The sequence below is a fragment of the Pseudomonas sp. Irchel 3A5 genome, assembly GCF_900187575.1.
Lineage (GTDB): Bacteria > Pseudomonadota > Gammaproteobacteria > Pseudomonadales > Pseudomonadaceae > Aquipseudomonas > Aquipseudomonas folii.
Genome location: NZ_FYDU01000017.1, coordinates 1 through 14,089, shown reverse-complemented (window position 1 = coordinate 14,089; position 14,089 = coordinate 1). Strand labels below are relative to the sequence as shown.

Sequence of the window (14,089 nt, the reverse complement as noted above, 5' to 3'; positions counted from 1 at the left end):
GCCACGGAGCCTGCATGCGCCGAAGCCTCATCTGTCTGCTGCTGTTGATCGCATTGCCCGCAGCAGCGCAGATCTACAAATACACCGATGCCAACGGTAACGCCGCGTTCAGCAATCAGCCGCCTGATGGCGTGAAGGCCAAGGTTGTCGAACTGCCGCCGCTCAATAGCGTTGATACCCAGAAAATGGCGACTCCGGTGACACCGCCGCAAAACCCGCAACCGCAGCCCCAGGCTCAGGCGCAGACGGGCTACGAAATCCTGGAGTTGACCGATCTTCCCGCCGACGAGGCGTTACGCGCCAACAACGGCACCTTCACCGTCGGCGTATCGATCAAACCAAGACTGATGCCAGGGCACTTGCTGCAACTGCTGGTCGACGGCGAACTCTACGGCCAACCGGGCAACGTGCCGCGCCTGCAGGTCGTCAATATTGATCGTGGCGAGCACAGCTTTGCAGTGGCTGTGCTGGATAATGGCCGCATCATCCAGCAAAGCCCAACCATCACTCTGACGGTGCAGCGCGTTCATGTCGGCAAACCTTGAATCCCTAATGCGGGTCAGCATGGTTTTCTGCTTGCTGATTGCGCTGCCTGCTCCGGCACTGGCGGAGGTGTACACCTACACGGACGCCCAAGGTAATCGGGTTTTCACCGATCAGCCTCACAAGAACGCCAAGCGCGTGGAGATCCTGCCCAGTAACAACACCACCGGATCGCCACCAAGACGTACCGTTCAGCAAAGCGCGCCACCCAAGGCAAAACCCAAAGCGATATTTCGTTACGACCTGCTACGGATTCTGGTGCCAGAACCGGACGCGACAGTGCGCAGTGCTCAAGGCGAACTGATTGTCACCGTCACCAGCGACCCCGCTTTGCAACCCGGTCATAGCTATCGGCTTCTGGTTGATGGCCAGCCTTACGCCCAAGCCGGACGAAGCCCTGTTTTTCCGTTGAAGAATGTGGATCGAGGCACCCATCAGGTCGCGGTGGAGATTCTCGATGAGACGGGACGCGTGCTGGAAAAAACGCCCAACCAGCCCTTCCATATGCTGCGTATTTCGTTGGCGCAAAAGCGTCTGGCCAATCCCTGCGAACCCGCTGAATATGGCATACGACCCGAGTGCCCTCTGAAAAACAAACCAGAAGAAGAAAGCAGCATCCTGCCTTTCTTTTGATTCAGATCCACACCCTGAAACACTAAAGCCCTAAATTGGTGCAAGATATTGCAAGCCAACAGAAGGCCGACCCCATTTTGGTTCGAAAATGCTCCGCACCAATGAACCATTCAAACGCACTGTCCAAAAAAAGCCCGATTTTGCGAATTAAACGCTTCTTTTCGGAGCCTTGGTTTGGTTTTTGCAACTTGGCTATAACAGCACCTTTATCTGCACTGGATACAAACGTATCAGTGGCGTTACCCACGCTGGAGAAGACCAACCAGCGCCTGCGACCCGAGGCTCGCCTGGAATCGCAATGAGCCAAAAGAGGTCAACGACTTTCATGACTATCAGCGACGCGCTGCACCGTTTGTTACTCGACAACCTGACCACTGCCACCATTCTGCTCAATGCTGACCTGCGCCTTGAGTACATGAACCCGGCAGCGGAAATGCTGCTGGCCATCAGCGGTCAGCGCAGCCATGGGCAATTCATCAGCGAGCTGTTCACTGAATCGGCAGAAGCCCTCAGCTCCCTGCGTCAAGCGGTGGAACAAGCGCACCCGTTCACCAAACGCGAAGCCATGCTCACCGCCCTTACCGGCCAGACGCTGACCGTTGATTACGCGGTAACGCCCATCCTCAGCCAGGGCGAGACCTTGTTGCTGCTGGAGGTCCATCCGCGTGACCGTTTGCTGCGCATCACCAAAGAAGAAGCGCAGCTGTCCAAGCAGGAAACCACCAAAATGCTGGTGCGTGGCCTGGCTCACGAAATAAAGAATCCACTCGGTGGTATTCGCGGCGCGGCGCAATTACTGGCCCGCGAGCTGCCTGAAGAGAGCTTGAAGGACTACACCAACGTCATCATTGAGGAAGCCGACCGCCTGAGAAATCTGGTGGACCGCATGCTCGGGTCGAACAAACTGCCTTCGCTGGCCATGACCAACGTGCACGAAGTGCTCGAACGTGTCTGCAGTCTGGTCGAAGCAGAAAGCCAAGGGTGCATCACGCTGGTGCGCGACTATGATCCAAGTATTCCCGACGTATTGATCGACCGCGAACAGATGATCCAGGCCGTGCTCAATATCGTGCGTAACGCGATGCAGGCCATCAGCAGCCAGAACGAGCTGCGTCTGGGCCGGATCAGCCTGCGCACCCGTGCGATGCGTCAGTTCACCATCGGCCATGTGCGTCATCGACTGGTCAGCAAGATCGAAATCATCGACAACGGCCCCGGTATTCCGGCCGAGCTTCAGGAAACCATTTTCTACCCGATGGTCAGTGGCCGCCCTGACGGCACTGGGCTCGGCCTTGCGATAACGCAGAACATCATTAGTCAGCACCAGGGACTGATCGAGTGTGACAGCCATCCTGGCCACACCACCTTCTCGATCTTCCTGCCGCTGGAACAAGGAGCAGCTTCGACATGAGCCGTAGTGAAACTGTCTGGATCGTAGATGACGATCGTTCCATTCGTTGGGTTCTGGAAAAAGCCTTGCAGCAAGAAGGCATGACCACACAAAGCTTTGACAGCGCCGACGGCGTGATGAGCCGCCTGGCACGTCAGCAGCCGGATGTGATCATCTCCGACATCCGCATGCCGGGTGCCAGTGGTCTGGACCTGTTGGCGCGCATTCGCGAGCAACACCCTCGCCTGCCGGTCATCATCATGACCGCCCATTCAGACCTGGACAGCGCTGTTGCCTCTTACCAGGGCGGCGCGTTCGAGTACCTGCCAAAACCATTCGACGTCGATGAAGCCGTTTCTCTGGTCAAGCGTGCCAACCTGCATGCCCAGGAACAACAAGGCATGGACGTTGCGCCGACGCTGACCCGCACGCCTGAAATCATTGGCGAAGCGCCAGCGATGCAGGAAGTGTTTCGTGCCATCGGCCGCCTGAGCCACTCCAACATTACCGTGCTGATCAACGGCGAGTCGGGGACTGGTAAAGAACTGGTTGCCCACGCCCTGCATCGCCACAGCCCGCGCTCGGCCTCGCCGTTCATTGCGCTGAACATGGCTGCGATTCCAAAAGACTTGATGGAGTCGGAACTGTTCGGCCATGAAAAAGGCGCGTTCACTGGCGCAGCAAACCTGCGTCGCGGCCGTTTCGAACAAGCGGATGGCGGCACACTGTTCCTCGATGAAATCGGCGACATGCCTGCCGACACTCAGACCCGTTTGCTGCGGGTTCTGGCTGACGGCGAGTTCTATCGCGTAGGCGGCCACACGCCGGTCAAAGTCGACGTGCGTATCATCGCGGCGACTCACCAGAATCTGGAAACACTGGTGCAGGCAGGCAAATTCCGGGAAGACTTGTTTCACCGTCTGAACGTGATTCGCATCCATATCCCGCGCATGTCGGATCGTCGTGAAGACATTCCGACCCTCTCCAAGCACTTCCTCAGTCGTGCGGCTCAGGAACTGGCGGTCGAACCGAAACTGCTCAAGGCGGAAACCGAGGAATACCTCAAACACCTGCCTTGGCCGGGTAACGTGCGTCAGCTGGAAAACACCTGCCGCTGGATCACCGTCATGGCCTCGGGCCGTGAAGTGCACATCAGCGACTTGCCGCCCGAGCTGCTGAGCCTGCCGCAAGATGCAGCCCCAGTGACCAACTGGGAACAGGCGCTGCGCCAATGGGCCGATCAGGCGCTGGCTCGCGGCCAATCCAGCCTGCTGGACAGTGCCGTACCGACTTTCGAACGCATCATGATCGAAACCGCTCTCAAGCATACCGCTGGCCGTCGTCGCGACGCCGCTGTACTGCTGGGCTGGGGCCGTAACACCTTGACTCGCAAGATCAAGGAGCTGGGCATGAAGATCGATGGTGGCGACGATGACGAGGGCGATGAAGGCTGATTAAAGCCTTCACCCAAAAGCCCAGGGTTGCGCCATGCAGCTCTGGGCTTTTCTGTTTTTGCATGCTGCTTGATGCAGATCCCGATTTAAATTCTATGTTTTAGCGCTATCTATGTGAGAGCCGTCCCGGTTTACCCGACACCGACACGAGCCCCTGTAGGAGTGAGCTTGCTCGCGATTGCGATCTCACCGTCATAACCGGATTGCCTGCTACAACGCTTCACGAGCAAGCTAATCTCTCATCAAAAAATGCAAAACAACTGGATTGAAATGCACTCTCTGTAAGAGCTGCCGAAGGCTGCGAAGCATTTATCCTGACACGCTGCGATCGCAGCCTTCGGCAGCTCCTACAGGTCCTGGGTTTGCTCAGGCTTCCCGAACATCAATGCCAATCCATGCCTGTCTATAACTGCGTTCAGCATGTAAAAGTATCGGCACATTAAGAATGGAGGTGGATCATGACTCAGAACAATCCTCGCAAAGTCGCCATTGTGACCGGAGCGTCTCGCGGCATTGGTGCCGAGATTGCTAAACGTCTGTCAGCCGATGGCTTTGCAGTTGTCGTCAACTACGCCAACAGCACTCACGAAGCTGACTCGCTGGTGGCTGATCTGGTCGCCAATGGCGGTCAGGCCATTGCAATCAAAGCCAACGTGGCCGACGCAAGCGACGTGCGCATCATGTTTGACGTGACGGAGCAAAAACTGGGTAAGGTCGACGTACTGGTCAACAACGCCGGGATCATGAAAACCATGCCCATTGCGGATACCAGCGATGAGTTGTTCGAACAGACGTTCGCCATCAACACGCGGGGCACCTTCAACACCTTGCGCGAAGCCAGCGCACGAATGAACGACGGCGGACGGATCATCAACTTTTCCAGCTCGGCGCTGGCGCTGAACATCCCAGGCTACGCGATCTACAACGCCACCAAGGCAGCCGTTGAATCGTTCACCCATGTGTTTGCCAAGGAGCTGCGCGGTCGTGACATCACCGTCAACGCAGTAGCACCAGGCCCCGTCGCTACCGAACTGTTCTTGAATGGCAAAACTGAAGAGCAGATCAAAAACTTCGCGAACATGCCGCCGCTGCAGCGCCTGGGTCAGCCAGAAGACATCGCCAATGTCGTGTCCTTTCTGGCCGGACCGGAATCAGGCTGGGTCAACGGGCAGATCCTGCGCGCCAACGGCGGGTTGGCCTGACTTAACGCTAGATCTGTAGGAGCGCACGAGCACCGCGAGGCCGCGATAGCGATCTGGCTGACAGACCGCCTTCGCCGCCCCGCGGTGCTCGGTGGAGCGCCACCCCCGATCGCTCCTGCAAAACAGCTTTAACGCACCAAATGCAGGAACTGCATATGGCGCTCGTACTGGTCGAGGATGTCGTTGATGACCTGATCCTTGGTGTAACCCACCAGGTCGTAATCCTGACTGCCTTCGCTCAGATGCACTTCGGCGCGGTAATAGCGACGATTGTTCAACTGCTTGGAGCCCATCCCGCCACGCGCAAACGACGGCGTGAAGAAGCCTTTCATCATCACCTGATAAATGAACGGCCGCTCTTCGCCATGGCCAATTTCCAGGCTGACGCTGTCGTTGGCCGGGTCAGGCTGAGTGACGACATTCAGACCTTTCTCGGCAAACACCGCCGTGACGTCTTCGATAGCCGGACGCACAGTTTGATCGAGGAAACGGTACACCTCGTCTCGCGACGGATAGTGCACGGCCTGGCTCAAGCGCTGACGCCAGCCGCCACGTCGCGAACCCGATACCGGGGCCAACGAATACAACTGCGCGATCTGTCGCTGGGACTCCATGAAGAACGCCTTGTGCAGACCCCACATCATCAACAGCAGAATCAGTGAGAACGGCAACGACGTCAGCACCACCGCTGATTTCAGCGCATCGATACTGCCGGAGAACAGCAAGCCACTGGTCACCAGCGCAGTCGCCACACCCCAGAACACCCGCAGCCACTTCGGACCGTCTTCATCAGCGTTACCGCCTTTGGCCGACAGCGTCGAAAGCACCACCGTGCCCGAGTCCGCCGAGGTGACGAAGAACACAAAGCTGATGAACACCGTCACCGCAATAACGGTTTTGCTCCATGGATAGGTTTCCAGCAGCAGGTAAAGGGTGCGTGATGGATCATCAATGGCCGACTGACCCAACGCGACCATACCGTGATTGAGCACCTGATCGATGGCGCTGTTACCGAAAATCGACATCCACGCCAAAGTGAAGCCCAGCGGAATCAGCAGTACACCGAACACGAACTCACGAATGGTCCGGCCACGGGAAATACGCGCAATGAACAGACCTACAAACGGCGACCAGGCAATCCACCAGGCCCAGTAAAACACCGTCCAGCCGCCCAGCCATTCGCTCGGCTTGTCGTAGGCATACACATCAAAACTCTTGGTGGTGATAGCCCCCAGGTAATCACCGATGTTCTGCACCAGCGTGTTGAGCAAATGCTGCGTCGGGCCAGCAAACAACACAAACAGCAGCAGCGCACAGGCCAGCAGCATGTTGATGTCGGACATGACGCGCACGCCTTTGTCGACACCGGCTATCGCCACCAGAATCGCCGCGCCCATCATCAGCGTGATCAGCCCGACCTGAATCCATTGGGTATGGGGAATATCAAACAGGTAATCCAGCCCGGAATTGAGGTGCAAGACCCCAAAGCCCATGTCAGCACCCAGACCGAAAATGGTCGCGATGATGCCGAAGCCGTCCACCGCATAACCGATAGGACCATTGATGCGCTTGCCGATCAGCGGGTACAGCGCGGAGCGCAGCGCCAACGGCAGGTTGTGGCGATACGCAAAATACGCCAGCGCCATGCCGACAAATGCAAACACACCCCAGCCATGCAGGCCCCAGTGCAGAAACAGCAACTGCATCGCCTGACGCGCCGCCTCAGTCGTGCCACCCTCGCCTTGCGGCGGCTGCAGCATGTGAGTCAGCGGTTCAGAGACGCAGAAGAAGAACAGCGTGATGCTGATCCCGGCAGCGAACAACATCCCCGCCCAGGACAGATAACTGAATTCGGGTTCGTCGTGGTCGGCACCGAGCTTGATCTTGCCGTAACCAGACAAGGCGGTGACCACCACGAAGACCAGATAAATCGTCATCGCCAGCATGTAATACCAGCCGACCGTATTGGCCGCCCAGTTCTGCGCCGCCAACAACCACTGGCCAGCAGCCTCAGGGAAGGAAATGACCAACACACCGAACAGCAAAATAACCGTCGCCGCGAAATAAAACACCGGCGGATTCATGCGAACCATACCGCTGGATTGGCTAGCAGGTGCACTCATGAGCCATGCACCTCAAGGTCGTAGGCAAAGACAGCAACAAACGGATTCAGCAAGGGTAAGCCTCCTGTTGTGAGCGGGCAGCGAACCACCGGTTTTAGTTGAACAAGCGTTCAATTAAAACATGGAAGCCCCGCAGAGACTAATCGCGAGGCCGATGGCGGCTGGCTCAAGGGAGGTTATGACGCCCGGTTCACGGGAATCGTTCCGTGGTGGGACCGCTTGTCGGGTTGGGGAATTCGAGGTGGCTCAGGGGTCACCACTTCCACTCCGCTTCGCGGAATTCAGCGTGTGGAATTACGGTCTTCAGGAAGGCAACGAAGTCATCGATTCTGGCTTTTTCGAGGTGGACTTCGAAGCCTGCCAAGGGATCGGCGTGAAAGCTGGGGACAACCATTTTCCGCTTGCGATCGATGAAGACTAGGTCATAGCGCGCCCAGTCAGTGGCGTGATGCTCAACGGGGTTTTCCCAGTTGAGCAGCTTAACTGCCGCAGCGATGGAAATACCCGCTGGCCCCGCAGCGATCCAGATCAGGCTTGGGTCTATTGAGATCATGGAGAGGATGGCTATGAGGGCGAAGATGGCGAGGCCTTTGAAGAACAAGGATCCAGATTTGGGGAAATTCAGCCAGTACTCGACTTCGCAGCCGGATTCGGTAAAGCGGTAGCTGTAAACTGTTTTTTGCCGAACAACGGCTATCCACAAAATAAACACAATCACCACTCCTACTACGCCGGAGTTCACCACCAAGTGCTTGGTGTGCTCATCCTCATAAACGAACCTTCCGTAAAGAAAAAATAATCCCGAAAAAAATGCAAGTACTGCCATACCAATATCCATTGGCAAGGTTGGCTGTGGATAAGCTTTTATCGTCCAGGCGACTACAGCGTTGTGAACACCAACTTCACTCTCAACCACTTTATTTAACTTCAAAATATGGGCACCGGATGAAGCACTAAACCAAATATTTTACAGTCATGCTCATCTGCCTTGCATTGGCCTCTAAAATACGCGAACAATGACTAATACCCAGCATTCCCCTCTTCAAAATCTACTGTAGAAGGGGCGTATTGCTTGCAAGCTTCAACAAACTCATCAAACCGCTGCTTGGGCAAAAAAACCTTGAAATACATGTAGTTTTGTTCAAACGGAATATCGGGATCGTATCTTCGCTGAAGAACCACGAGACTTCTCTTTCGATCCGCCACTATTAACTGCACTCTATCCCACTCAAAACTGTCGCTATCAATCTCATTCTCCCAGGCCAGCAGCTTCAACGCAGCCGGGATGGTAATAGCGCCAACGCCGACCAAAGCAAAAATCATCATTGGCATGATTGAGATTATGGCCAGCACGATGACCAATGCAAAAATCGCAATGCCTTTGAATATCCAACCGGCGCATTTTGGAAAGTACAGCCAGTAGTCGACTTCCCCGCCTTTCTCAGAAATGCGGTAAGAGTAAAAGGTTTTTTGTCGGGCGATTGTAACCCATAAGAAAAAAACCAGTGCCATGCCAAACAAGGCCGTATCCGTGAATAGATGCTTAGTATTTTCGTTCTGATGAAAAAAAGCGCCATAGAGATAACACATTAATGGAAACGAGCCAATTGCAATCATCGGTACGTCCACATATACCGTCGGATGCGCATGGACCTTAGTCTCCCAGTGCATCAATATCGGCCTGACTTCCATCTTCAGAGGTACATTTGCTCCGAGGGAAGCTTCACGTACTTGTGCATTTTCTTTCGCACTCATCTACTTCACTACTCTCATGTAAGAAAATTTTGGTATTAGAACCAAACATCCCCCAGTGGCGCAGGCCTAACCAGCCAAAAAACTTGGTGAAAGACCGAGTACTTTCCGCGAGCAAGTTCTACTCGCGCCTAGTACGCACTCGTAATCACTATAGCGGTACGGGTAGCTGCAAAGCGTCCGCGCGACCGCCTAATGACTCAACCGTCAGTGAGTTTTTATTTGAACCAACCACTCGACTCTCGCGGCCATCAGTCTCTCCCTCTGGAGCCAATTCAATTTGATAGCGATATCCTTTGTCGCCTTCTCGTATGGTCAGAATGTGTTCCGGGTACCAAACTTGCAGTTCCAGGTATTTCGCGCTTTCAGTCAGCGGAACCCAGGTTTGCCAGATAACGTCTTCGTCTGCTGGAGGCGAAATGGTTTGCGGCGGCTCGTTGAAGCGAGTCTGAGTTTTGAGCGGCGAGACTCTTCGCCACTGAGCAACAGCCTCAACTGTGCCGTAGCCACTGAAGCAGTCCTTCAAGCTATCGCCAACTTTCTCTACCGGAAAGACAGGAAGCGGTCGGCCGGTTGCAGTCAAATTCACATGCGCCAACTCACCTCGAATGGTGCCGGGCAATCGCAATTGCACCCAGGCGCCGTTTTGCGTCTCAGTCGGTAGATAACCAATATCAGGAAAATAATGTTGGCTAGCATGGAATGTTGGCTTTATGAAAAGCGCCGGAGCGAGTTGAATTTCAAGGAACGCTTGATTCTCCTCATTTTGGTCTTTAAAACGCTCATCCGGGTAGCGGGACCAGCAGCACTTGTGCAGCCAATGGCCGACTACGTCACGTTTCAAATAGTTGAGGGCCAACGTAGATAACAGATAGACCAAACCAATCACTACCACAAGGCCCATGACAACTGGATGCATAGCCCAAGCCGACATAGATCCGTATCCAGCCATAGCAGCGGCACCAGCGAAAGCTTGCGCGCCGCCAACAATCAACAGGGCGTCGACAGAGTAGATCTTTATGTCCATGACTTTTTTATCTAGAGCTACCGCCGTATTATTGTAATCATCTTTCAGGTCCCACCACTCTAACGACGCGGCCACAAGCGCAAAACCGCCGAGCCCAACCATCCGTGCGCCGAACCCACGAATCAACTTCCCCCAAGACGAAGTCTTTCCAGTCGTAGCAGCCCAATAGCTAGCCGACTGCTGGGTGATTTTCACAGTCTTGCTGTTGATTTGCGTCTCCAGCCCCTTCATCGCCCCCCACCCAGTCTCGACAAACACCGCCATCAACGCATTCCCGGTATAGGCCGCAGCTGACGCTACCTTCGCCCAGTCCTTCTTATTCAACTCACCATCCCGGCTAGCAGTTTCGTAAGTAACGAAGGTGTTAAGCAGGTTGATGGCCGCAATACCCCAGGTGATGGCGCCAGCGTTAAGGCCGTGTTCGGCGCTCCAGGCTTTGGCCTGTTTGCTCCATTCCTGCGTGAGTTGGCCGTGTTTGGCGGAGAAGTTCGCGATTTTGGCCTGCATGACTTGACCGTAGCGTTTGCTGCGATAGTCAAACAGCAGCGGCTCGTTGAGCCTGTGCTGTGTCAGCCGGTGCTGGATGTCTTGCATGATCGACGCAAGAGCACGGCGGTCATATTGTTTGGCCTGGTAGAGCCAGCGGTATTGAGCGGTTTTATAAAGATCACGCCCCTTGTTGAGCTCGGTCTTCCAGGCAGCGTGTTGTTTGGTGAAGTCCTCGTCGATTTGCAGTTTCTCGGGGTGGTTGAGCAGTACATGCCCCATGACCAAATTGCGCAGCATCAAGGCAGCGTTTTGATTGATGGCACCGCCGGCCAGACGACTGTCGACCGGAAAGAACGCCAGCTGGATGTTTTCCAAGGTCGCCTTGCCTGCACCTTTTGCCAGATCAACCAAGGCATTCAGGGTCATTTGCGCCGGTTCGCTCAGCGCCTTGATCCAAGGTTTTTCTGCCAAGGCATCGTGGGTGAGGAATCCGTTCAGTTCACCTGCCCGCCCTACTAATGCCGTGACATCGGAAATGCCCTGCATCACGCGGTTAGCTTCATTAGTCATGGCATCTTTGATTACATGGGAGAAGCCGAAACGAGCATGGCCGAACAGGGTTTTGCTGTTCTCTTCCTCCGCTTGCAGCCAGCGAGAGAAAGTGAGGTCCTGACTCAGGTTGCGAAGCAGGTCGGAAACAACTTCCAGCAACCACAGCAGCGAGGTTGAATGAGTGGTGTCGATGAACAGCCGAATCGGATCGGTGCCGATATAGCCGACTAATGCCTTGATGTCATTCTGGGTTTCAGTGACTTGCGCACGAAGGGCCTTCAGTTGCGCATTCTGGGTGTCGGAGTATTCCCGCGCAGCTTTCAGGTCGACCTCGCGTCGCCACTTGCTGCGGTCCTGCCAGCTTTTGCGCAGGTCGGGATCCGGCAAACTGCCGTAATTAGCCTTGAGCTCATCGCCCAAGGCTGCAGAGGGCAACTCAATGAGCCCCAAAACCTGACCGTCAGCACTTTGTTTGAGGTCATCTTCCACCTGAAGCTGCTCGAAATACGCCTCGATATCCTGGATGTACTGCCGGGTTTTCGCTTCATCTTTGAGTACCGCAGCAGGCAATAGCGACTTGTCCCCCGCTGTACCGCATAGCTTTTCTACAACGCCCGCGATATTCAGCGCATGCTCGTGCTCCAGCTGAAATTCATGAAGAGCGGCTTGATCAGTCGCTAGCTGCATGCCCAAGTCTTCGAGCATGGCCAAAGGATCGTCCAGCGCGATCAGTACAGAACTAGATGTGTCATCGACGCTACCGGTCCAAACCACATCGGCGGCCAAGGAAACAGAGGGATATTTGCCCTCGTCGTCCGCCTTAGGGGGATGGGCAGAATCAGCAAACCGGCCGTCGTGATTTACAGGATGAGGATCTACGTCTGCCACTACCCGCTTGCTCAGGCGGGTCAACGGCAGCGTATGCCATGCGCTCATGTGTCGGCTGTAATCGCGTAAGTCCAGCTCCCGCAGCCACGATGCGCGCTTCACGCCGCTGGCACTCATCAACTGGCACATGCGCCAGGTCCATTGATACGGCGAGAAGGCCATGCGTAACTTGTGAGTGCGGGGATAAAGAAGGTGGCTGCGGCTTTCACCTGAGGCAGACCGGATATCTTGCTCGACTTCGCCCCAGACAATCCGCGTCAGACTCGCGTCATACGCCTGAAAGCGGTACTCGTGCAGCACTTCATCCGTTTCGTCGTAGACGTACACAAAGCCATCGCGCAGCTGTCGCAAGGTGTAGCCGCGGCTTTGCAGTTTGGGAGGGCATTTCCATTTGCCCTCGGCACTCAGTGGCGTGAGCTGACTCGGATCGACGTCATAGCGGGAACGATCCAGCGCATAGCGCATGGGCACGATGGCCATATCAGGACCTTTGAACGGGCAGACTCCTGGATTAGCCATGGGCTTATCAGAGAACTGAGCGTCGCGACACTGCTGAGGGTTGCCGTTTTTATCAGCCATGGGCGTTATCCTTTTGCGCAGAGCGGTGCGCGTCGAAAGCTTTGATTCGTGCTTCGGGAGACAGGCGTGCATTTGCCGGATCGAGGGTCAACCAACTTTGGTAATGGCCATGCGGGCGAGCGGCGAAGTCCTGGCCATCGTCTGCGCACATCTCGATCCAGATAACCAGCCCTCGCTCGCTGGCAAGGCCCCATTCCAGGCCTGCTGTCAGGCTGGAATCCAACCAATAAGTGATCTGCGGACTGCTCATGCTGAAAAAGAACGAAGGGGTTCGCTCACTGAGCCATGCGTGAACACGCCCAAGAAACCGCCAGTGCTGGGTGCGCCCAAGCGCGAGTATCTGGTCGGGGCCCAGCAGTGCGCAGCGGTTGTCCCAAGGCAACCCGGCATCGCGTCCGCTGAATGTCTGCCAAGGAGGCTGCGACCGTGACTCCCACGTCTGTTTTGGCTTGGCTACCCACCAATGCTGGATAGGGCCCAGATGCAGGTTTTCCGGTCCAGAAAAGCTCGATAGCCAAAAATGCGCCACCAGCGGATCGGCGAAGCGCAGTAAACCGCTCCCACCGTTACAGTCGGGCGGGCTGATAAACCGTCTAAGGTGACTGGCGACTTCCTGAATCGAAGCCTCGCTAAAAATCAGCGTTGAGTCTGCCCATAGCGCCTCATCAACGAGCCAGTCCGACAGAAGCGTACTGCCTGGCATAGGCTTGACCAGAATGGGCCCAAGGTCGTAAAGGTCTTTCCAGCGAGTCCCCAAATACAGCGGGTCGATTTCAAACATCTCATGACGCTGATAAAGGCTGGCCAGTGCGCCGGGCCTTAATGCACCGTCGATCAAGAGGTAATTGGCCAAGGAGGGGGCAGTGTTCATGACGAACCTCCCTGCGCCAGCTCTTCCGCTTTGGCGGCTTCGCAGGCCTCACAGCGGGCGGGAAAAAGTTCGAACTCGTCACGGAGGGCTTGAACCGAGACCTCCATTACCGGCGTGGAAGAACCGCCCGGAACCGCTACTTGTTTTTCCAGAGGTACGGGTGGGACCGGAACGGCAGGCATCCCCGACACCGGAATCCCACCCAACAAAATCGGCACGCTGGTAAAAATCCCGGCGGGAGTAATCGATATCCAGTGACCACCTGCTTTGATCGTCGTACTGAGCGTGGCGTCGACAATCATGTTTTGCCCGGCCGACAGGTGTATTTCCTGCGCTGCGCTGACCAGATGATTGGCCGCGCTGATGTGCTGGTTACCGACCACCGTCAACGAGTCATCAGCCAGCACGTGGGTTTTGCGGGCACCGTGCGTGAGGTGGTGTTCTTCACCATGCAATTCGTGGCTGGACAGCCCGGTGACATTGACCTTGCGCTGGTTATCCACCTGGATCGACTGATCATTAAGTACATGCTCAGACCAGTTGCGTTGAGCGCGGATGGAAATGGACTCGGCACCTTTGCGGTCTT

10 protein-coding genes and 1 pseudogene are annotated in these 14,089 nt (G+C 55.7%); 5 read left to right on the top strand and 6 right to left on the bottom strand.

The genetic code is table 11. The annotated features are described in order from the left end of the window. Positions 1-14: 14 nt before the first annotated feature. The 5 genes from CKW31_RS24505 to CKW31_RS24485 all read left to right on the top strand — a co-directional run bounded on the left by CKW31_RS24505 (position 15) and on the right by CKW31_RS24485 (position 5,222). Positions 15-545: a DUF4124 domain-containing protein gene (locus CKW31_RS24505; protein WP_095100971.1), complete on the top strand. Its 531-nt coding sequence runs from the start codon at positions 15-17 to the stop codon at positions 543-545. 7 nt (positions 546-552) lie between these two features. Continuing rightward, on the top strand, positions 553-1,176 hold the full coding sequence (locus CKW31_RS24500) for a DUF4124 domain-containing protein (protein WP_095100969.1): 624 nt from the start codon (positions 553-555) through the stop codon (positions 1,174-1,176). A 325-nt stretch (positions 1,177-1,501) separates the two neighbouring features. Next, entirely contained in the window at positions 1,502-2,587 is a 1,086-nt protein-coding gene (gene glnL, locus CKW31_RS24495; RefSeq protein WP_027902132.1) for a nitrogen regulation protein NR(II), read from the top strand. After that, positions 2,584-4,020, top strand: coding sequence for a nitrogen regulation protein NR(I) (ntrC, locus tag CKW31_RS24490; protein WP_095100967.1), 1,437 nt, complete (start codon positions 2,584-2,586; stop codon positions 4,018-4,020). The genes glnL and ntrC overlap by 4 nt, the downstream gene beginning before the upstream one ends. Before the next feature lie 458 nt (positions 4,021-4,478). Next, positions 4,479-5,222 carry an SDR family oxidoreductase gene (locus CKW31_RS24485; protein ID WP_095100965.1) on the top strand — a complete coding sequence of 248 codons (744 nt, stop codon included), beginning with the start codon at positions 4,479-4,481 and terminating at the stop codon, positions 5,220-5,222. A 128-nt stretch (positions 5,223-5,350) separates the two neighbouring features. Here the strand turns inward: CKW31_RS24485 and betT are convergent, their stop codons facing one another. The 6 genes and pseudogenes from betT to CKW31_RS29915 form a co-directional block, all read right to left on the bottom strand. Beyond that, positions 5,351-7,306, bottom strand: a complete 1,956-nt coding sequence (betT, locus tag CKW31_RS24480; RefSeq protein WP_214658341.1) for a choline BCCT transporter BetT — start codon at positions 7,304-7,306, stop codon at positions 5,351-5,353. A gap of 292 nt (positions 7,307-7,598) precedes the next feature. Next, positions 7,599-8,276 (bottom strand): hypothetical protein, encoded by a 678-nt coding sequence (locus tag CKW31_RS24475; RefSeq protein ID WP_141230182.1) that lies wholly within the window; start codon positions 8,274-8,276, stop codon positions 7,599-7,601. 89 nt (positions 8,277-8,365) lie between these two features. Further along, positions 8,366-9,100: a hypothetical protein gene (locus CKW31_RS24470; RefSeq protein ID WP_095100959.1), complete on the bottom strand. Its 735-nt coding sequence runs from the start codon at positions 9,098-9,100 to the stop codon at positions 8,366-8,368. Between the two features lie 148 nt (positions 9,101-9,248). Next, positions 9,249-12,632, bottom strand: a complete 3,384-nt coding sequence (locus tag CKW31_RS24465) for a toxin VasX (RefSeq protein ID WP_095100957.1) — start codon at positions 12,630-12,632, stop codon at positions 9,249-9,251. Next, positions 12,625-13,503: a DUF4123 domain-containing protein gene (locus CKW31_RS24460; RefSeq protein WP_095100955.1), complete on the bottom strand. Its 879-nt coding sequence runs from the start codon at positions 13,501-13,503 to the stop codon at positions 12,625-12,627. The genes CKW31_RS24465 and CKW31_RS24460 overlap by 8 nt, the downstream gene beginning before the upstream one ends. Beyond that, positions 13,500-14,089, bottom strand: a pseudogene (locus tag CKW31_RS29915) (type VI secretion system tip protein VgrG); the annotation flags it as partial. The pseudogene CKW31_RS29915 and the gene CKW31_RS24460, both read right to left, overlap by 4 nt.

Coding starts and splice junctions, on each gene's coding strand:
- CKW31_RS24505 (WP_095100971.1), top strand. CDS start 15: ATGCGCCGAAGCCTCATCTGTCTGCTGCTGTTGATCGCATTGCCCGCA.
- ntrC (WP_095100967.1), top strand. CDS start 2,584: ATGAGCCGTAGTGAAACTGTCTGGATCGTAGATGACGATCGTTCCATT.
- CKW31_RS24465 (WP_095100957.1), bottom strand. CDS start 12,632: ATGGCTGATAAAAACGGCAACCCTCAGCAGTGTCGCGACGCTCAGTTC.
- CKW31_RS24470 (WP_095100959.1), bottom strand. CDS start 9,100: ATGAGTGCGAAAGAAAATGCACAAGTACGTGAAGCTTCCCTCGGAGCA.
- betT (WP_214658341.1), bottom strand. CDS start 7,306: ATGAATCCGCCGGTGTTTTATTTCGCGGCGACGGTTATTTTGCTGTTC.
- CKW31_RS24500 (WP_095100969.1), top strand. CDS start 553: ATGCGGGTCAGCATGGTTTTCTGCTTGCTGATTGCGCTGCCTGCTCCG.
- CKW31_RS24485 (WP_095100965.1), top strand. CDS start 4,479: ATGACTCAGAACAATCCTCGCAAAGTCGCCATTGTGACCGGAGCGTCT.
- glnL (WP_027902132.1), top strand. CDS start 1,502: ATGACTATCAGCGACGCGCTGCACCGTTTGTTACTCGACAACCTGACC.
- CKW31_RS24460 (WP_095100955.1), bottom strand. CDS start 13,503: ATGAACACTGCCCCCTCCTTGGCCAATTACCTCTTGATCGACGGTGCA.